Genomic DNA, 19,986 nt, shown 5'->3' on the forward strand with positions numbered 1-19,986 from the left:
GGCGCCCGGCGGGGCGCCGGGGGGCACCAAACTACCCCGTCCCCGATGAGGACAAGACAGGTTAGCGCTTGAGGGACTCGATGGCGTCGGCCAGGCGCGCGGCAGCGCGGTCCTGACCGAGGTCCGCTGCAGCGGCATGCATGGTCGCGCGGCGCTCGGGTGAGGCAAGAAGCCCCACGACCTCGTCGGCGAAGGCGTCGCCGTCGATATCGGCATCGGCGAACATGACCGCAGCGCCGGCGTCCACGAGGAAGCGCGCGTTGGTCGTCTGGTGGTCGGCCGTCGCGAGCGGATAGGGCACGAGCACCGACGGCACCGCAAGCGCGGCGATCTCGGCCACCGAGGAGGCACCCGAGCGCGACAGCACGAGGTCGGATGCCGCAAGCATGTCCCCCATGCCGTCGATGTAGGCCTGCACGCGGTAGCGGCGCGCCTGGTCGCCGGTGAGCGCGAGCGCCTCGCGCGTCCAGTCGTAGTCGTCGGCGCCGGTGGAGTGCACCACGTACACCCCGTCCATACCGAGCAGGCGGTCCTTCAGCTCAACCATGCGTTGATTCAGATGGTGCGCACCGAGCGAGCCGCCGAACACGAGCAGCAGCGTGGCGTCGGTGGGCACGCCCAGGGCGGCGCGACCGCGTGCGCGGTCACCGGCGAGGACCGAGCGGCGCACGGGGTTTCCGGTCAGCTCGATGCGGGTGGACGCCGCCGCGCGCTTCTCGAAGACCGCCCGTACGCTCGGCTGCGCGATGGCTATGAGCGCAGCGGAGCGGGCGGTCTGCTTGTTGGCGAGCCCGGGCACCGAGTTCTGCTCGTGAAGGACCACCGGGATACCGAGGCGCGCGGCGGCGCGCATGAGCGGCAGCTCCACGTAGGCGCCGAAACCGACGGCGACATCGGGCATGAGGGAGGCGTCGGCGCGGAAGGCCCGCACCAGCCGGCGCTCCTCGTGCGCGAGGTGCGCGAGCGCCGTCGCGAGCGTCCAGGGGCGCGCGCGGTCGAAGCCCGTCACGTTCACCGGATAGAAGTCGAAGCCCGCCTCGGGCACGAGCTTGCCCTCCAGGCGGCGCGTCTCGCCGAAGAAGCGCACCGTATGCCCGCGGGCGTCGAGCTCCTCGGCAAGGGCGAGCGCAGGATTTACATGCCCCGCCGTGCCGCCGGCGGCGATGGCGACGGAAAGCTTATCGGTCATAGCGGTCCCTTCTAGACGTTCCCCTTCGCGCGGTGCGCGAGGATCCATCGCGCCCGCGCAGGCGGTCGCGCGCATCCCCACCCAAGTCGACGCGGTCATACGATCCCGAGCCGGCACGCGCCTGCGGGCGCGCCGGGCGCCCGCGTGGAGCGGTGCGCGAGGATGCCGCGGCGCCGTCGACGACCGAGAAGCCCGAGCGCGACGTCGCCGAACCGCCGCGACGCACGTGCACCTCGCCTGCCGTCGAGCGCCCGATGTGCCCCGACACGTCCTCATCAGTATCGCCCATCACGGCGAAGCTCGCGCGGCGCTCGCGGTAGACGGTCGCCGCACTGCTCTCGATGGACACACGGATGACGAGGCCCGCCAGCATGAGCGACGCGATCAGCGACGAGCCGCCGTAGCTGATGAACGGCATGGTCTTGCCCGTCATGGGGATGACGTTCAAAATGCCGAGCGCGTTCACGAGGAACTGCACCATGATGATGACGGCGCAGCCCTCGGCGATGAGCCGGTCGCGCAGGCACCGGGCCTGCTTCGCCACCGCGAAGGCCGACCAGACGAGCGCCACGAAGACAGCGATAAACAAGATGGTACCCACGAACCCGAGTTCCTCGCCGATGATGGCGAAGATGTAGTCGTTGTGCGCCTCGGGGAGGTAGTCGTATTTCATCGTCGAGCTGCCGATGCCCCGCCCGAACAGTCCGCCCGACGCGAACGCCATGATGGCGAGCGTCGCCTGGTAGCCGGTATCCCACTGGTCGGCCCACGGGTCGCTCGCCGCCAGCAGGCGCTCCATGCGGTAGGGCGCCACGGCGATGGCCACGATGATGAGCAGCGCCGCGGCGGCCACCACGCCGAAGACGAGCCGGTAGGAGATACCGCAGAAAAACGCCATGGCGAACACCGTGAGGGCGATGATCAGAGTCGAGCCCAAATCGGGCTGCAGGAAGATCAAGACGAGCGGTGCCACCACGGCGATGGCGAGGCGCATCAGAAACTCCGAGGTGTCGTACGACTGGCGCTCGTAGTAGTCGCTCATGATGCCGGCGGCGAGCACGATGATGACCGGCTTCATGATCTCGGAAGGCTGCAGGGTGAACGGGCCGATGGGAATCCAGCGGACCGCGCCGCCCGCGCCGAGGCCCATGACCTTCACCGCGACGAGCGCAAGCATCATGAGACCCCAGATCGGCCAGATGAGGTTATCCAGAATCCAGGTCCAAGAGAGCCACTTGGACGACATGACGGCGACGATCAGGGCGCCGATGACAGCGAAGATCGCCTGGCGCTCGAGGTAGTACGCAGCGTCGCCCTCCTCCTTGAGGGCGACGAACGACGAGGCCGAATACACCATCACGAGGCCGAAGATCACAAGAGCCACCAGGCAGCACGCAAACATGATGCGCGGCCGCATGATGCGCGCGGGGATGCCCGCGATGAGCTTCTCGCCTCCCCGCGCACGCGATGCAGATGCGCGCGTGCGCCCGGGCCGCTCAGCTGTGCGAGCGCGTCCCTCGGCCCCAAATCGGTCCATATGGCTCCCCGTCTCTAGGCTCGATCGAGCGCGTCGGCCTCACCGGCCAGGCGCAGCTCCTCCACATACTCCTTGAATCGGCAGCCGCGCTCCTCGAAGCCCGAGAACTCGTCGAACGACGAGCAGGCGGGAGAGAGCAGCACGACGTCGCCGCGGGCGGCAAGCGAGCGCGCGACGTCGACCGCGTCGCACATGTCGTCCGCCTCGGCGATATCCACGTCCTGGTTGCGGTCGGCATCCTCGATGGCGTGGCGGAACCGCTCGCGCGCCTCGCCGAAGCACACGACGGCGCGCACGTGCTCGCACACGAACGCGGCGAAATCCTCGAGCGGCGTCCCCTTGTCGTGACCGCCGAGCAGCAAGATCACGTCGTCGTCGGGAAACGCCGTGAGCGCCTTCTCGACGGCGTCGGTGTTCGTCGCCTTCGAATCGTTGTAGTAGCGCACCCCATCGATCTCGCCGGCGGGCTCCACGCGGTGCTCGAGCGGCATAAAGCTCGTGAGGGCAGAACGGACCTGTGCGGGCGTGGCACCGATAAAAAGGCTCGCCGCCGCCGCAGCAAGCGCGTTTGTGATGTTATGCGACCCGGCGAGGGCCAGATCGCGCGCGGCCACGAGCTCGGTCTCCTCCCCCGCCAGGCGCACGACAAGCATCCCGTCGCGCACGAATGCAGCGTCGGCCCCCGCGGCGTCAGCAAGGCCGAGCGAGAGCACGCGGCGGCCGGACGTGAAGATGTCGTCGGCATATGCCATGACGCCCTCGTCCTCCACGTCCACGATCGCGAGGTCGCGCTCGTCCATGTTCTGGAACAGCTTGATCTTGGCCTTCGCGTAGTTCTCGTGCGTGCGGTGCCACGCCAGGTGGTCGGGCGTGATGTTCAGAAGTATCGCCACGCGCGGATGGAGCTCGGCGGTCGTGGCGATCTGGTAGCTCGACAGCTCGGCGACCATCCACGAACCCGCCCTGCACGTGTCCACCGCATCGATGGTCGGCGTGCCGATGTTGCCCACCGCTGCGTTCGGGATGCCGGCGACATCGAGCACATGGTGCACGAGCGTGGTCGTGGTCGTCTTGCCGTTCGTGCCCGTGATAGCGCACCACGAGGCGGACGACAGCCGCCAGGCGAACTCGGGCTCACCCATGATCTCGCTCGCATGCGCGGCGCCCGCGGCGAAGAAGTCGGAGAACTCGGAGATGCCGGGGCTCGCCACGCAGATGTCGAAGGCGCCCTCGACCTTCTCGGTGCCGTACTCGAAGCGCACGCCGCGCTCCTCGAGCGCGCGCGTCGCCTCGGTCGGCTCGGAGGAGCCGCCGCCGTAGACGGTGACGGATAAGACGCGCTCGGTATGCTCAAGCGCCCAGGCGACGACGTCGAGGCCAGTCGACCCCTGACCGAGAACGAGCAGGGTGAACGTGTTCGGGAGAGGCATTGAGGATCACTATCCCAACTGGAAGAAGATGGCGAAGCCCAGCGCGCCGAAGGCGGCGGCCACGATCCAGAATCGGATCACGACCTTCGTCTCGGCCCAGCCGAGCTTCTCGAAGTGATGGTGGATCGGCGCCATGAGGAAGACGCGCTTGCCGGTGAGCTTGAAGCTCACCACCTGGATCATGACAGAGAGGGTCTCCACGATGAACAGGCCGCCGATGATGAGCGAGGAGATCTCGGTGTTCGTCACGATGCCCATGCAGGCGAACGCCGCACCGAGCGCAAGCGAGCCGGTATCGCCCATGAAGATGGACGCCGGGTAGCAGTTGAACCACAGAAAGCCGATGCAGGCGCCGGCGCAGGAGGCGCTGAAGATGGAGAGGTTCGGGTCGCCGTGGAGAAACGCGATGGCCGCCATGATGAGCATGGCGATCATCGACGTGCCGCCGGCCAGTCCGTCCAGGCCGTCGGTGAGGTTCACCGCGTTGGAGAAGCCGGCGATGAGCAGCCACGTGAAGATCATGTACAGCCAGGGGATGTAGTAGGCGCGATCCCCGATCTCGAAGGCCGTCATGAGCACCGACAGGTCGATGGTGAGACCGCCCGGGAAGCGGACCTCGGGCAGCACGCCGCAGAAGTTCACGGCGACGAAGCAGAAGGCGAAGCAGATGAGCGTGAGGCCGATCATCTTGGCGTGGGGCGTAAGCCCGAGCGAGCGGCCGTGGGCGACGCTCGTCGCGTCGTCGAGCAGGCCGAGCGCGCCGGTGGCGACCGTCGCGCCGATCACCGCGATGAGCTCGAGCGAAGGGCGTGCCATGAGGATGCAGGTCAGAACGACCGAGATCAAGATGATGACGCCGCCCATGGTGGGCGTGCCCTGCTTCACGAGGTGGCGCTGGGGGCCGTCGGCGCGCACCTGCTGGCCGATGCCCTCGAAGCGAAGTATGCGGATCCACAGCGGCATGAGCACCGCGGCGATGATAGCGGCGATGCCCAGGGCCAGAAACGTCTGGTAGGTGGGGTACAGCGGGTTGCCGAACATCTGCTAGCACACCTCTTCCACGAAGCGGTCGAGCCCCACGAAGCGGGAACCCTTGACGAGTACGAGGTCCTCGGGCGCGATGGCGTGCGCGAGGCGCGCGATGGCGGCCTCCGTCGTGGGAACGACGCGCACCGCGTCGTCGGCCATGCCCATGAGGCGCGCGGCGTCCGCCATGTGGCGGGCGTTGTCGCCGCCGACGCACACGAGCACGTCGGGGCGCTTGGCCGCGGCGTAGGCACCGGTGAGCTCATGCAGGCGCGCGCCCTCCTCGCCCAGCTCGCCCATCTCGCCGAGCACCGCGATGCGATCGCCTGCGCAGGGAAGCTCCGCGAGCAGATTCAGGGCGGCGGCCATGGACTCGGGTGCGGCGTTGTAGGAGTCGTCGATGACGCGCGCGCCGCAGGCGGCACGGCGGACCTCGGTGCGGCGGCCGGTGATCTCGAGCGCGCCGAACACCTCGTGGATCGTGTACTGCGCGATGCCGAGGCGGCGGGCGATGGCGGCCGCGTACAGGGCGTTCACGACCGACTGGGCGCCGGTGACGGCCAGTCGGGTCTTGAACTGCGCGCCGTCCTCGAACGTGATGTCGAAGACGGGGCAGCCGTCTTCGCCCACCTCGATATTGCGCGCACTCACGTCGTCATCGTCGGAGGTGCCGCACAGGATGACGTCGATGCCGGCGGGCTTCGCGAAGTTCTCGATGATGAACGGTGTGAAGTCGTCCTCGCCGTTCAGCACGAGCGCCGCATGATGGCCCTCGAAGTTCTCGGACGACGGCGGCATGCCGACGAGGATCTCGGCCTTGGCGCACGCGATGTTCTCGCGGCTGCCCAGAAGGCCGATGTGGGAGGTGCCGATCTTCGTGATGACGGCATAGGTCGGCTGCGCGCAGCGCGAGAGCCGCTCGATCTGACCGAAGCCGTCCATACCCATCTCGAGCACCATGACCTCGGTGTCGCGCGGGGCGGACAGGATCGTCAGCGGCATGCCGATGAGGTTGTTGTAGTTGCCGCGCGTCACGTGGACGCGGTAGCGGGTCGAAAGCAGCGCGGCCAGCGTGTCCTTCGTCGTGGTCTTGCCGATAGAACCCGTGACGCCGATCACGGTGCAGTGCATGCGGGCGCGGTAGCCCTGCGCGAGCAGCAGCAAGAACTCCGTCGGGTCCTCGCAGGTGAACACGGCGCACTCGTGGGCATCGGCCGTGCGGATGAGCTCGCGGGACGGCTCGCGCGTCAGCACGACGCAGGCGGCGCCGGCCTCGATGGCCGCGGGCGCGAAATCGTTGCCGTCGACGCGCTCACCGGAAAACGCCACGAAGATGGAATCGGTCTCAACAGCGCGGGAGTCGATGACGACCCCTTTGCACACGCGGTCTGCATTGCCTGTCCAGGGTCGGGCCCCGGTGATGCCCTCGAGGTACCTGACTGGGATCTCTATCATGCGTCGCTCCTCAATTGAGCCGGATTATGCAGCCGATAATTGTAGCGCGGATACCGCAGCCGTTCGTGCAGGGCATGTGAACATGGCCCGCTCCCATCCGCCGAGCGGGCCTAGCGCGTGGGCTTCACCCCGAGCGTATCGAGGGCCGCGGACATGATCTCGGCGAAGGCGGGCGCCGCCGCGATGGAGGTGTACCCTGTCCCATCGAGCGTCACATACACCTGGACCTGCGGGTCCTTCGTCGGCGCGAAGCCCATGAACGACGCCATGTAGCTGCCTTCCAGGTAGCCGCCGCTCTCGCTCGCGCGCTGTGCGGTACCGGTCTTGCCCGACACCTCGTAGCCGGGCACCTGGCCGGCCTCTCCGGTGCCCTCGTCCACGACCGTGAGCATCATGTCGGCCACCTTGGACGCCGTCTCCTCGGAGATGGCGCGCGTATCACCGCCCGTCCAGTCGATCTCCTCGCCACGTCGAGCCATGAGGAAATGCGGCGTGGTCATGACGCCCTTGTTCGAGATGGCGGAGATGGCGCGCGTGATCTCGATCGGCGAGACCGCGATGGCCTGACCGAACGACATGGCGGCCACGCTCGCGCCGTCGTACTCGTCGCGAGCGCGCACGATACCGGTGTTCTCGCCCGGAAAGTCCACGCCCGACTCGTGCCCGATGCCGTAGCGGTCGAGGTACTCGGCGAACGAGTCGGCGCCGATCTTCTCGCCCACGAGAATCATGCCGGTGTTGGACGAGCGGCGCATGATCTCACGCACCGTCATCGTCATCTCGTAGTCGCGCGAATCGACGTCGGTCACCTCGTCATCGCCCGCGAGCACCACGGGCGGAACGGAAAACGTCGTCTCGGTGTCCACGAGGCCCAGATCGATCGCCGCGCCGCACACCAGCGCCTTGAACACGCTGCCGGGCTCGTAGGCATCGGTCACGACGCGCAGGTTCATGTCCTCCGTGCGCGCCTCGGACAGGTTCGCCGGGTCGTAGGTGGGATACGAGCACGCCGCGAGGATCTCGCCGTTGCGCGGATCCGTGACGATGACCGACCCGTAATGGGCGCCGGCGTTCTCCACGGCCTCGGCGAGCGCCTCCTCGGCGGCACGCTGGATGTTCACGTCGATCGTGAGCACGAGGTCGTCGCCGTCGATGGGATCCTGGCGGTCGTACTCGCCGCCGGCGATATAGGAGTTGTCGGCCGCGCGCTCGCGGTGGACCCAGCCGTTTTCGCCCTGCAGGTCCTCATCGTAGTAGAGCTCGAGGCCGGTCAGGCCGTTGTTGTCCGTATCGACGACACCGATGACCTGCGAGGCAAGGGTCCCGTAGGGGTAGACGCGCTGAGTGGTCTGCTCGGGTTCGATACCGGCGAGACCTTCGGCCAGAAGCTCCTCGGCGACATCGGTGGACACCTTGCGGGCCACGTAGGTCCACGTGGAGTCCTCGTTCACGGCAGCCTTCGCGTCCGCCTCGGACATGCCCAGGTGCTTCACGAGCGCGGAGATGACCTTCTTCTTGTTGGAGATGATCGTCGTGTTCAACGCGATGTTGTAGCACTCCTCGCTCGCGGCGAGCACGTTGCCGTTGCGGTCGTAGAACGCGCCGCGCTTGGCGTAGAGCGTCGAGTTCGCGGTGATGCGGTTCTCGTGGCGGTCCTCGTTGATGCCGCCGTAGAAGATCTGGTGGCCGGCGAGTCCCCACACGCAGCCGACAAGCCCCAAGCCGAGAAAGCCCTTCACGACGGTGCGTCGCGATACGGGTTCACGCGAGGTGTCGGCATGCAGCAGGTCGGGAGTGCGTGGGCGGCCTCTCCTATCCCCTGAATAGCGGGACGCCCCCTCGCGGGGGCGCATGGGGCGCCCGGTGTCGCCGGGCCGGTTCGTGTAACGATCGTCAGGCATGATGGGCGATTCGTCCTATTCGGTCTGCTCGGACGCACCCTCCGCGGTAGCGGTAGTGCTGCCCTGCTCGGAAAGATCGATGGTCACCGTGTTCTCGGCATCGACGAGGCCGAGAGACGCGGACGCGAGGTCGCGCACGCGCGTGGGCGAGCTGTAGACGGAATGCATGACCTCGAGGCTCGAGCTCGTATCGCGGCCCTCGTCGAGGGTCTCGGTGAGCTCGGCGCTCGCGTTCAGCGCCTGAGCGGTCGCTCCGCTGATGGCGACGCGGATGAAGCCCACGGCGCAGAAGAGCGCGATCAGCACGCAGAACGTCTTCATGACGGCGACGAACGCGGGGCTCACGCCCTGGTCCGCCTGCCTGCCCTCACCGGATACGACGTGGAGCTCCGCGCGCCTGTCAACGCGCGGCGAGCGCTGGCCGTATCCGGCGGGGACTGCGGCGGGCTGCATATCATAGGCGACTGCTGCGTTTGATTGACGATAACCCATGATATGAGACCCGTCCCCTCGTGTTGTGGTGGTGGTGCGTATAAAGTGCGTTTGTGGTGCCGCTTCGGGACGACAGGTCAAAATCTACGCGCTCAGAAAGGCTCACAGCCTCTCGGCGACGCGGATCTTGGCAGATCGGGCCCGGGGGTTGCGCTTCACCTCGTCGGCTGACGCAACCAGCGGTTTGCGGGTGATGACCTTGAGTGCCGGCACGTGTCCGCATACGCATACCGGGATGTCCGGCGGGCATATGCAGCCCTGGCTCTGCTCGTTGAAGAGGTGCTTCACGATACGGTCCTCGAGCGAATGGTAGGAGATGACGCAGATGCGCCCTCCCGGGTTCAACCAGCGGACTGCCGCCTCAAGTCCCCGCTCCAGCACATCGAGCTCGTGGTTGACCTCGATGCGGATGGCCTGGAAGCTCTTGCGGGCGGGATGCCCTCCATGGCGGCGCGCCGCGGCGGGTATTCCCGCCTTGATGGCCTCCACGAGGTCTCCCGTCGTGCGGAGCGGCTCGGTCGCGCGACGCCGCACGATCTGGCGTGCGATCTCGCGCGCGTAGCGCTCCTCCCCGTAGACGCGTAGAATCCGGGCGAGGTCTGCTTCGTTATAGGTGTTTACGACCTCAGCTGCGTTTAGGGTGTTGTTACCCGGATCCATCCGCATATCAAGGGGGGCGTCCTCGTGATACGAGAAGCCCCGTCCAGGGATATCGAGCTGCGGGCTCGAGACGCCCAGATCGAACAGGAAGCCGTCCACCCCGGGAACCTGCGCTGAGCACAGAAGCTCATCGAGGTCTCCGAAGTTGCCCTTGAGGAGCTTGCGCGGCGTGCCGAGAGCCTCAAGGTCCAGGCGCTCATGCGCTGCCGCAAGGGCCATGTCATCCTGGTCGATGCCGATCAGAAGGCCCGTCTCCCCCACCTGCGCGGCCATCGCTATCGAATGGCCAGCGCCGCCGAGGGTGCAATCGCACACGACGGAACCTTCGCTCAGCTCGAGCTGCTCAAGCACTTCAGCGAGCATGACAGGTTCGTGTCGGAATTCAAGTTTCAAAGTGCCCGCTGCCGTCTGCGTGTCCGCCATGTTCACCCCTTAACTGAAGAACAGGTCCATAAGCTCGTCCTCGGCATCAGCCTGCATCTCGTTCCAGGTCTCACGATCCCAGATCTCCAGATGGTCGGTATTGCCGACGACCGTCACCTCGCGCTCGAGGTGCTTCTTGGTGCGGAAGCTCTCGGGCAGCGCGATGCGGTTGGCGGAGTCGATCTCCGCCGGCGTCGCCATCGCGTTCAGCAGGCGCATGAGCTTCTGATCCTTCGGGTTGCGACGGTCGAAGCCACGCTCCTGCTTCTCGAACAGGCTCATGACCCATGCCTCGTACTGGTCCTCAGGGAACACGTACACGGCCTCGACATCGGGAGCGGGCAGCACGCGCACGCGGCTACCGAGGTCGTCGCGAAGGGCAGCAGGCAGGGACAGGCGACCTTTCGCATCGAGATTGCGCTCGAATGATCCGGTCAGTATCACTGCGTGCCCCTCCTCTCGGCTACTCGGTGGGCCTTGTGTGCGGGGAGCCACCCCGCGTGTCGACGGCTTTTATCTTAATGGCCCAAAGCTCCCTTTCGCAACATTTTTTCCCATTTTCTCCCCCACCGGTTCCGATGCACCCACCAGCGTTCAGATGGCAGCCGGGTGCGCGGTCGGAGGCGGTCACAAGATGTAGTGCTCAGACGCCTCATTTCCACCACTTGTCGGTCTCGCAGCAGCAAAGGCTAACCTTCAAGCTGAGGTTGAACCGATTTTGATTGACTCTTTTGATTTGTGTCGGAATAAAGAACTCGCAGGTAGATGCGGTGGGAGAAAATGGGAGAGCCCTGAGCTGGGGTTTTGTTGCGGCGCTGTCGACCAACGCGCCGGGGCAACGCTACATATTGGGTTGGATGGGGTCGAAAACACCATGCGGACCTCCCGGTGGGACCCTGTGGGAGGCACGGTGGGACGAAGTGGGGCGCCCAGTGGGAGCCCGTGAGGCGCAGGCGTGAGCGCGGCGGCCGGGGTCGTCTTCTCACTCTGGGAGAAAACCCATGAATACATATAAGATATTGTCCGGGGTACGATTTTCGGGTGCGATTTCCCCATCGCACGGAGACCCCCAGCGTTTCCGCAGGATTCAACTGGGAACATGTCGGGGCATGGCGCCTATGGGCGATCGGCACCGAAAAATCGTACCCCTAGCAATCTTTTATATAATGTGCTTCTGCTCAGACAGATTTGCCAGGCCGATTTTATTACGTTTTGGCCGCGCAGTATGCGCAGAAGGATGCGTTCGGCCAAAACAGCCTTCGGTCCCCTTTAACAAATACGGCCGGGGTCCCCGCTCGCCGAATGCAGATCGGCCCGCGGGGACCCCGGGCGTTTGGAGAACGTCCGTATCGTCAAGGCAGGGCGCACCAAAAGGCACCCCGCACGATGCGCAGTCACAACAGCACGCGTTTGGCCACTCAGCGCCCCGCTCTCTCCCACGTGGGAACGCGACCAGACGCCGGCGTTGCACCCTGCGATGCAATCCCTCACGCGCGCGGGTGCGCAGCCAGATAGACCTCGCGCAGCTGCGTGCGGTCGATATGGGTGTAGATCTGCGTTGTGGCAACACTCGTATGGCCCAAGATCTCCTGCAGCACGCGCAGGTCGGCGCCGCCGGCGAGCATGTGCGTGGCGAACGAATGACGCAGGGTATGGGGGTGCAGCCCCTCGATGCCGACGAGGCGGCCGTAGCGCTCGACGATCGCATGGACCGACTGGCGGCTGATCCTCGTGCCGCGCGCGTTCAGGAAGACCGCGGGGCTGCGACCCGCGCGCGCGTGTACCGCCAAGGCATCGCGCGCATGGGAAAGGTAGGCGCGCAGGGCCTCAAGCGCCGTGCCCGTGATGGGCACAAGGCGCTCCTTGGAACCCTTGCCGAAGATGCGCAGGTAGCCGTCATCCAGATAGAGGTCTCCCCCGTCGAGGCCCACGAGCTCGCTCGCACGCAGACCGCACCCATAGAGCACCTCCAGCATGGCACGGTCGCGCACGCCGGCATCCGTTGCCGGAAACGGCTGGTCGAGCAAGGCTCCCACCTGCTCGATATCGAGGCAGTCGGGCAGCCGCTCCTCATGCCGGCTGAAGCGGACCGCAGCGCTCGGATGGGCCGTCGTCTCCCCCTCGCGGACGAGAAAACGGTGGAGCCCCTTCACCGCCGACAGCGATCGGTTGATCGATGAGGAGGCATACCCCGCCTCGCGGCGGTCAGCGATGAAGTCCTCCACATCGACGCGCGTGACCGCATCGGGCTCGGTGACACCCCGCTCGGCGAGAAAGCCCGCATAGGCCTCGAGGTCGCGCCGATACGCCGCAAGCGTGTTCTCCGCCAGCCCGCGCTCGACCGCGAGATGATTCAGGTACTCCCTGCACGCGCGCCCGAGGGCGCCTGCGGGAAACTGATGCGCCCCCGCAGGCTCTTTCGCGCCCATGTTTAGCAGTCGACCGGGTTAATGGGGTTCACCTCGTCGCGCTGCGTCCCCTCATGCTGCGCGATGGAGGCGCGCACGAACTCGCGGAACAGCGGCTGCGGCTTCGTGGGGCGGCTCTTGAACTCGGGATGGGCCTGCGTGGCCACGAACCACGGGTGGATGTCGCGCGGCAGCTCGATCATCTCGACGAGGCTCTCGTCGGGACTCACGCCCGAGATGACGAGGCCCGCGCCCTCGAGCTCGTCGCGATAGGCGTTGTTGAACTCAAAGCGATGGCGATGGCGCTCGTATACGAGCTCCTCGCTGTACGCCTCGCGCGCGAGCGTACCCGCGGCGAGCTTGCAGGGGTAGGCGCCCAGACGCATCGTGCCGCCCTTCTCGGTCACGTCCTCCTGCGAGTCCATGAGGTCGATGACCGAATGGGGGCCGTCCGGGTCGAACTCAGAGGAGCTCGCGCCGGCAAGCCCGGCAACATCGCGGGCGAACTCGCAGACCGCGACCTGCATACCCAGGCAGATTCCAAGGTAGGGCACCTTGTGCTCGCGGGCGTAGCGCGCCGCGCAGATCTTGCCGTCGAAGGCGCGCTTGCCGAAGCCGCCGGGCACGAGGATGCCCGAGGCGTCGCCCAGCACCTCGTCGACGTTCGCGTCCTCGAGGCTCTCGCCATCGACAAGCTGGACGTCTACGTGGCGATCGAAGTAGATGCCCGCATGGTGCAGGGCCTCGATGACCGACAGGTAGGCATCGGGCAGCTGCGTGTACTTGCCCACCACGGCGACCTTCACGCGGTCCGTGTGGCGGTTCGCGTGATCCTGCTTGTCCAGGAAGGAGTACCAGTCCTCCATGTGGCGCTCGCGCGGGTCGAGACCCAGGCGCTCGCAGACGCGCAGGTCGAAGTCCTGCTCGGCGAGCAGACGCGGCACGTCGTAGATAGAGGCGCAGTCCTCGTTCGTGAACACGCAGTCCACGTCGACGTCGGTGAAGTTCGCGATCTTCGCACGGATGGCGTCATCGATCTCGTGGTCGCTGCGCAAAACGATGATGTCGGGCTGGATGCCGAAGCTGCGGAGCTCCTTCACGGAGTGCTGCGTCGGCTTCGTCTTCACCTCATGGGCGGCGGCGATGTAGGGCACGAGGCTCACGTGGATATAGCAGACGTTCTCAGGGCCGGCGTCCTTGCGGTACTGGCGAATGGCCTCGACGAACGGCTGGCTCTCGATGTCGCCGATGGTGCCGCCGAGCTCGGTGATGACCACGTCGGCGCCCGTCTGCTCCTCGATGCGGCGGAACTTGTCCTTGATGGCGTTCGTGACGTGCGGGATGACCTGCACCGTGCCGCCCAAAAAATCGCCGCGGCGCTCGCGCTGGATGAGGCTGCGGTAGATGGCGCCCGTCGTGAAGTTGGAGTTGCGGGTGAGGTTCTCGTCGATGAAGCGCTCGTAGTGGCCGAGGTCGAGGTCGCTCTCGTAGCCGTCCTCGGTCACGAACACCTCGCCGTGCTGGAACGGGCTCATGGTGCCCGGGTCCACGTTGAGGTACGGGTCGGCCTTCTGCATGGTCACCTTGTAACCGCGCGACTTGAGAAGACGACCGAGAGATGCCGCGGTGATGCCTTTACCCAGGGATGAGACAACGCCACCGGTGACGAAAATATGCTTGGCCATTCGTTTGTACCTACGCTTTCCCGCTTGGAGCCTGCAGTCCTTACGGGACTCTATCGTAGCACTTCGCCGCGCGTCCTCTCCCGAGCCGAGCACATCGTCTTATTCTCGAAACAATTTACCGCGAACGCGGGCAGCGCACCGCACGCGGCCCGTCTTGCCGCTCATTGCAAAGCTGCAAGGGTCAATGACCCGAAACAGAGCGCCCCACCCGCCCAAGACTTCGGCCCTCTTGGCAAAACAAGGTGTGTCTCATTCTTGTGCCGCTTCGGGTGAAGATGGTAAAACCGCAGGTCGCACATGGTGTCAGTCATCTCGTATCGTTTGCCGACCCATACCGTTCATGCTATGTTGTTATAGATATATCAACAATCAAGGGGGTCGGGTTTTGGCGGCGGAAACACCAAGTTCGGTCATGTATACCGACTTTCGTCGGTTCGGCGGGATGGCGCACCGCGATACCGCCCAGATACTGCTCGACGCGAACATCAGCATCGGCGGCAAATCAATGACGGAGCGCATCGCCGACCGCACCTTCCTGTCGCGCGAAATCGTCCACGCGAATCCCCACGCGCTCCATCCCGAGTTCTTCGCCGACTTCACGGTCAGCGCCAAGCAGATCGCCGCGAAGCTCATCGCTGCGCGGGGTGGGCGCCAGACCGGTTGCTCCGAGGTCATCGCACACTATCGCGGCGCCGCGGCGACCTGTATGCACGATGCGCTCGCGGATGCCGGCATCGACCCCATGCCCTACACCAATGCCGTCCGGCGCATCATGTCGCTCCATCTCGAACTCGAGAGCGACCGCGCGCTGCTGCTCATCATGCTGTTCATCGTCACCGGATGCCTGGCAAACCCGCGCTGCGCCGTCGAGATGATCGACAGGTTCGCGGCAACCGAGCTCAACGCCTCGCTCGACACGCTCGTCGCCCCGGACAACGCGCACAACCTGCGCGAGGCGGACCCCGCAGAAAGCCGTCTGGGTCTGGTGCGCCTGGTCGGTGGCGCCTTCCGCCTGCCGATCCACGAGCTGTCCGTCGCCCCGGAGGGCACCGTCATCGGCTGCCTTCCCGACAGCGACGCGTCCATCGCCGACGTGGATGTCGACGTCTCGCGCCAGCACGCGCGCATCTGGCGTGAGCACGGCCGCTGGTTCGTCGCCGACCTCGGCTCGACGAACGGCACGCGCGTCATCTCGGGCGCCGACAAGAGCGTCAACATCATCAGCGCGGGCGACGGTACGGAGGCGTCCCAGCCCTTCGAGCTGCGCAACAGCGACATCCTGTGCCTCGGCGCCACGACGCGCTTCCTCGTCATGAAGCTGAGCGTCTAGCCCGCGCTCCCCATGCCGCCCGACGTTGCACAACGCGGGCGCCGCCTGACGCCCTACAATCGGCTCAACGACCTCGATCACCGTACGTATGAAAAGGCGAACCTCCCCATGGCATCTCACTCCCTCCAACCACGACAGCTCATCGAGTTCACCTCTTTCGACGCTGCCTTCGCCGTCTCCCCCGATGACGAGGACGCCACCCGCCGTCGCTATATGACGCTGCTCGTCGATGCCCAGTACGCCCCGCGGCGCGGCGCCTCGAGCACCGTCTACCGCGTGAGCAACACCGAGTGCGCCGTGTTCGCCCTGAAGGTCCTCAAGACCGACGACATAGAGGAGGAGGGGCGCGCCCGCGTGCTGCCTGTGCGCGTCCGCACGTTTCTGGAGGAATACCGCGCGCAGGCCGTCGTGTCGCACCTCGCGGGCTTCCCCAGGCTCTACGGCTACGGCATGATCGACGACGTCCCCGCCATCCTCATGGAGTGGATCGAGGGCTTCACGCTCAACGAGGTCACCCCGCAGCTCCCCGCCGACATCTACGGGCGCATCGACGCGCGCGCCATCGCCGGCATCGGGCGCGCGGTGCTGTCGCCCATCATCGCGGCCAAATCGCTGGATGAAAGCTTCGTTCACCGCGACCTCTCCCCCAAAAACATCATGGTGCGCTGCGACCGCACCCCGCTGGAGGAGCAGGTGAAAACGGACACGTACGACATCTGCCTTGTCGACATGGGCAGCGCCACCGCCGTCGCCGTCGACTCGTCACTCACCATGATGGCCAACATCTGGCGCGCCGGCACGCCCGACTACGCGCCGCCCGAGATGCTCACGAGCGACGACCCCACGCTTGTCGGCCTGCGCTCGTCGTCGGCCATCGACGTCTACGCCCTCTGCAGCATCCTGTACGAGCTCTACGCGCAGACGCCCCCGTACGGGCGCGGCATATCGTTTGCCGCCTCGTCCTACCGGGTGAAGATGGATAACGATCCCCTGCCGCTCGTACCGCGCAGCGCCGCCGACACGGGACTGACCGATGCGATCATGGCCGGTCTCGCCCGCGATCAGGCCGACCGTATCGACGCTGAAGATCTCGCCGCGCGCCTGGACAGCTGGCTTGCCGAATACGGGCGCGAGGCCGATACGACGAAGGCAAGCGACACCGCTACTCCCCGAGCCTCCACCGCACCCGCATCGACGGGCACTCCTGGCGATACGCCCAACAAGGACGCAGGACAGGCAGTGCCTGCCACCGCCCCGGCCAGACTCATCTCGCGCCGCAGCTTCCTCGCGGGCGCCCTGTGCGGCGCCGGCCTTGTCGCTGCGGGCGGGGCGGCCGTGTACACCAAGGGATTCGGCCTTCTCGCCCCGCGTACCCTCGGCAGCTACACATGGCAGGAGCTGAGCGACATCTCCGCGGAGATCTCCGCCGCCGAGAACAGCGCCGACGCCATCGCTATCGCGAACCGCTACGGCCTTGTTGACGCCCACGGCAACATCGACGGCAACGCGCGAAAGGATATCGAATTCAACGGCATCCCCCTCCAGGTGCAGCTCGTCGACATCAACCACGACGAGCTCGCCGACGGATCCGGTTACGCCGGCCTCACGTTTATGTTCAGCGAAATCGCGATCTCGAAGCCCATGAACGACGAGCCGTATACGGACGGTGGATGGGAGGCGTGCGATATGCGCGCCTACCTCAACAGCAACTTCATGGACAAGCTGCCCACCGACCTTGCCGAGCTCATCGTCCCGGTGACCAAGAACACGAACAACGTCGGCGGCACGAAGGACCCCGCGTGCGTCACGCCCACCGAGGAGACGGTCTGGCTGTTCAGCTACTGCGAGCTCGCCGGTCAGCGTGCGCGCCTGACCTTCAACGAGGGCTACCGCTTCCTGGCGGATATCCTGAACGCCGAGGGCAGCCAATACGCCTATTTCGAGCAGCAGCACGTCATGCCGCAATCGGCCGCCTCGTGCCTGATCCGCAACCTGGAATCGGACCAGGACTACTGGTGGCTGCGCAGCGCAAGCCCGGACGTCTCGATGTCCGACGGCGTCGTAACCTTCAACCGCGTGGGGCCGAACGGCGACCCGTTCCACTTCGCGACCGCCTGCACCGAGACGTCAGGGGTTCTGCCCGGGTTCTGCCTGTAGGGGCAGGACGAGCGCCATCGGTCCGCCGCGCCCGCCGCGCCCATCCAAACCGATCCGACGAAAAAGGCGCCGGAAGCCCGTTGGCTCCCGGCACCCATTCATGCGCACGTATGGTTGTGCGCCCCTTACTTGTGATACATCCCCGAGCGCTCGTACTTGGGTTCGCAGCACACGTTGATGCCCAGGCGGCGCAGCAGATCCTCGTCGGAGCTCGAGATGATGACCGAGAAGAACGCGTCGCAGCCCTGCAGCTTCTTCAGGCCCTCGAGCACACGCGCCGCGACCTCGCTTGTCGCGGAGGTGATGGACAGCGCGATGAGGGTCTCGTCCGGGTGCAGGCGCGGGTTCTGGCTGCCCAGACGATGCGTCTTCAGGCGCTGGATCGGCTCGATGGCGTCGTCGCTGATGACCTCGAGCTCCATGTCCACGCCGGTCACCGCCTTGAGCGCGTTCATGAGCAGCGAGCTCGCCGCGCCCAGACGCGTGGAGGTCTTGCCGGTCACGACCGAGCCGTCCGGCAGGATCATGGCGCCGGCGGGAGACCCGGTCGTCTCCTCCTTGAGCAGCGCCGCCGAGCGCGCAGGCGAGTAGTCCTTCGTGACGCCCGCCTTCTTCATGATGCTGCGCAGACGGTCCACCTGCTCCGCGCCGACGCCGGAGCGTTTGACCTGCTCGGCCGCGGCGAAGTAGCGGCGCACAATTTCCATCTTGGCGGCCTCGCGGCACGCCTCGTCGTCCACGATGGCGTAGCCCGCCATGTTCACCCCCATGTCGGTCGGACTCTGGTAAGGGCTCTCCCCCATGATCTTCTCCATAAGGGACTTCACCACCGGGAACGCCTCGACGTCGCGGTTGTAGTTCACCGTCGTCTTGCCGTAGGCCTCCAGATGGAACGGATCGATGATGTTGGAGTCGTCCAGGTCGACCGTGGCCGCCTCGTAGGCGATGTTCACCGGATGCGACAGCGGCAGGTTCCAGATCGGGAACGTCTCGAACTTGGCGTAGCCGGCGTCGACCCCGCGCTTGTGCTCGTGGTAGAGCTGAGACAGGCACGTGGCGAGCTTGCCCGAGCCGGGGCCGGGCGCGGTCACGACCACGAGCGGGCGCGACGTCTCGATGTAGTCGTTCTTGCCGTAGCCGTCGTCGGAGACCACGAGGTCAATGTCATGCGGATAGCCCTCGATGGGATAGTGCAGGTAGCACGTGATGCCCAAGTCCTCAAGGCGACGGCGAAACACATCGGCCGCGCCCTGGCCGGCGTACTGCGTCAGCACCACCGAGCTCACGAGGAACCCGTAGCCGCGGAAGATGTCGGTCAGGCGCAGGACGTCCTCGTCGTAGGTGATGCCCAGGTCGCTGCGGGCGCGGTTCTTCTCGATGTCGTTCGCGTTGATGGCGATAACGATCTCGACGTCATCCGACAGGCTCTTCAGCATGCGGAACTTGCTGTCGGGCTCGAAGCCGGGAAGCACGCGGCTCGCATGGTAGTCGTCGAATAGCTTGCCGCCGAACTCGAGATAGAGCTTTCCGCCAAACTGCGCGATGCGCTCCTTGATGTGCTCGGCCTGCAGGCTGATGTACTTGTCGTTATCGAATCCCAGACGCATGGGGGTAGAGCTCCTCTCCGACGGCGCGCGGGCCGCCCCTGACCGCATAACGCGTCAAGTATAATCGAGCGCGCCGCGCGAACAGGACCGCAGCGGCATCCCCCACCGATTCTTCCGGCGCTCCCGTCAGACGCTGTCAGACGGCATGGGTTCGTCCGGTGCGCCTCCATGACAGGCAAATACCGACAGCCCACCCTCGCCGGCTACCCACGTGCCGGCAAACCCCGTTGCAAAGACAGTGATTGGCTTTCTTCCCTATCGCCCGCCGCGTGCCCTGGACAAAAACGCGCCGAGTGGGACGTATGCACAGCGTACATGCGATCGAACGCCTATTGGCATGTATACAGTCACATTTATTTCCTGCGTATACCGTGGGATACATGTATCAAAATGGTCGTCTCGACCCTTTGGTTTACCCTACGAGATTGGTATGAAGTCCCACTCAAGGCGTTTTTGTCCCTGAGGACCATGCCGGCAACGATGCGCGGCAAAGGGTGTGCATATTCCTCACGCGGAAGGTACACCTCATCGCTCAGCACGTACGCGCCCACGGAGCGCGCGATGTCGGCGATGGCGGCAAGCATCTCGGCGCCCTGCACCGCACCGGTGGGATTCGCCGCGTTGTTGATGCAGATGAGTTTCGTGTCGGGCCGCACGAGCCGCTCGAGCTCCGCGATCTCCGGCGC

General features: G+C 65.9%; 15 protein-coding genes. 2 read left to right on the plus strand and 13 right to left on the minus strand.

The window, feature by feature from the left end; all coding sequences use genetic code 11:
* Positions 1-61 precede the first annotated feature (61 nt).
* From murG to H6A21_RS09345, 11 genes are all read right to left on the minus strand, one after another.
* Positions 62-1,189, minus strand: coding sequence for an undecaprenyldiphospho-muramoylpentapeptide beta-N-acetylglucosaminyltransferase (gene murG, locus H6A21_RS09295; protein WP_204562466.1), 1,128 nt, complete (start codon positions 1,187-1,189; stop codon positions 62-64).
* Positions 1,179-2,726: a putative lipid II flippase FtsW gene (gene ftsW, locus H6A21_RS09300; protein ID WP_204562467.1), complete on the minus strand. Its 1,548-nt coding sequence runs from the start codon at positions 2,724-2,726 to the stop codon at positions 1,179-1,181. The genes murG and ftsW overlap by 11 nt, the downstream gene beginning before the upstream one ends.
* 14 nt (positions 2,727-2,740) lie before the next feature.
* Positions 2,741-4,156 (minus strand): UDP-N-acetylmuramoyl-L-alanine--D-glutamate ligase, encoded by a 1,416-nt coding sequence (gene murD, locus H6A21_RS09305; RefSeq protein ID WP_204562468.1) that lies wholly within the window; start codon positions 4,154-4,156, stop codon positions 2,741-2,743.
* 9 nt (positions 4,157-4,165) lie between these two features.
* Positions 4,166-5,197, minus strand: coding sequence for a phospho-N-acetylmuramoyl-pentapeptide-transferase (gene mraY, locus H6A21_RS09310; RefSeq protein WP_204562469.1), 1,032 nt, complete (start codon positions 5,195-5,197; stop codon positions 4,166-4,168).
* Positions 5,198-5,200: 3 nt separating this feature from the next.
* On the minus strand, positions 5,201-6,637 hold the full coding sequence (locus tag H6A21_RS09315) for a UDP-N-acetylmuramoyl-tripeptide--D-alanyl-D-alanine ligase (RefSeq protein WP_204562470.1): 1,437 nt from the start codon (positions 6,635-6,637) through the stop codon (positions 5,201-5,203).
* A 110-nt stretch (positions 6,638-6,747) separates the two neighbouring features.
* Positions 6,748-8,538 carry a peptidoglycan D,D-transpeptidase FtsI family protein gene (locus H6A21_RS09320; RefSeq protein WP_239462787.1) on the minus strand — a complete coding sequence of 597 codons (1,791 nt, stop codon included), beginning with the start codon at positions 8,536-8,538 and terminating at the stop codon, positions 6,748-6,750.
* A gap of 15 nt (positions 8,539-8,553) precedes the next feature.
* Positions 8,554-8,991 carry a hypothetical protein gene (locus H6A21_RS09325; protein WP_239462788.1) on the minus strand — a complete coding sequence of 146 codons (438 nt, stop codon included), beginning with the start codon at positions 8,989-8,991 and terminating at the stop codon, positions 8,554-8,556.
* A 141-nt stretch (positions 8,992-9,132) separates the two neighbouring features.
* Positions 9,133-10,113 carry a 16S rRNA (cytosine(1402)-N(4))-methyltransferase RsmH gene (rsmH, locus tag H6A21_RS09330; protein ID WP_204562472.1) on the minus strand — a complete coding sequence of 327 codons (981 nt, stop codon included), beginning with the start codon at positions 10,111-10,113 and terminating at the stop codon, positions 9,133-9,135.
* 9 nt (positions 10,114-10,122) lie between these two features.
* Positions 10,123-10,557 carry a division/cell wall cluster transcriptional repressor MraZ gene (locus tag H6A21_RS09335; protein ID WP_204562473.1) on the minus strand — a complete coding sequence of 145 codons (435 nt, stop codon included), beginning with the start codon at positions 10,555-10,557 and terminating at the stop codon, positions 10,123-10,125.
* A 1,043-nt stretch (positions 10,558-11,600) separates the two neighbouring features.
* Positions 11,601-12,542: a site-specific tyrosine recombinase XerD gene (gene xerD / locus H6A21_RS09340; RefSeq protein ID WP_204562474.1), complete on the minus strand. Its 942-nt coding sequence runs from the start codon at positions 12,540-12,542 to the stop codon at positions 11,601-11,603.
* Positions 12,543-12,544: 2 nt separating this feature from the next.
* A complete protein-coding gene (locus tag H6A21_RS09345) occupies positions 12,545-14,206 on the minus strand; it encodes a CTP synthase (protein ID WP_204562475.1) in 1,662 nt (553 codons plus the stop codon).
* Between the two features lie 412 nt (positions 14,207-14,618).
* On the opposite strand from H6A21_RS09345, the gene H6A21_RS09350 reads away from it, so the two are divergent.
* Complete coding sequence (locus H6A21_RS09350; RefSeq protein ID WP_204562476.1) at positions 14,619-15,536, plus strand: FHA domain-containing protein; 918 nt, start codon at positions 14,619-14,621, stop codon at positions 15,534-15,536.
* A gap of 108 nt (positions 15,537-15,644) precedes the next feature.
* A complete protein-coding gene (locus tag H6A21_RS09355; RefSeq protein ID WP_204562477.1) occupies positions 15,645-17,693 on the plus strand; it encodes a protein kinase domain-containing protein in 2,049 nt (682 codons plus the stop codon).
* A gap of 125 nt (positions 17,694-17,818) precedes the next feature.
* Here the strand turns inward: H6A21_RS09355 and H6A21_RS09360 are convergent, their stop codons facing one another.
* The gene (locus H6A21_RS09360; protein ID WP_204562478.1) at positions 17,819-19,300 is read right to left on the minus strand and encodes a DUF1846 domain-containing protein; all 1,482 of its coding nucleotides are present in this window, start codon (positions 19,298-19,300) and stop codon (positions 17,819-17,821) included.
* A gap of 353 nt (positions 19,301-19,653) precedes the next feature.
* On the minus strand, positions 19,654-19,986 hold a 333-nt coding region (locus H6A21_RS09365; RefSeq protein WP_204562479.1), incomplete at its 5' end, for an aminotransferase class I/II-fold pyridoxal phosphate-dependent enzyme.

Source organism: Collinsella tanakaei (assembly GCF_016902615.1).
GTDB classification, from domain to species: Bacteria; Actinomycetota; Coriobacteriia; order Coriobacteriales; family Coriobacteriaceae; genus Collinsella; species Collinsella tanakaei_A.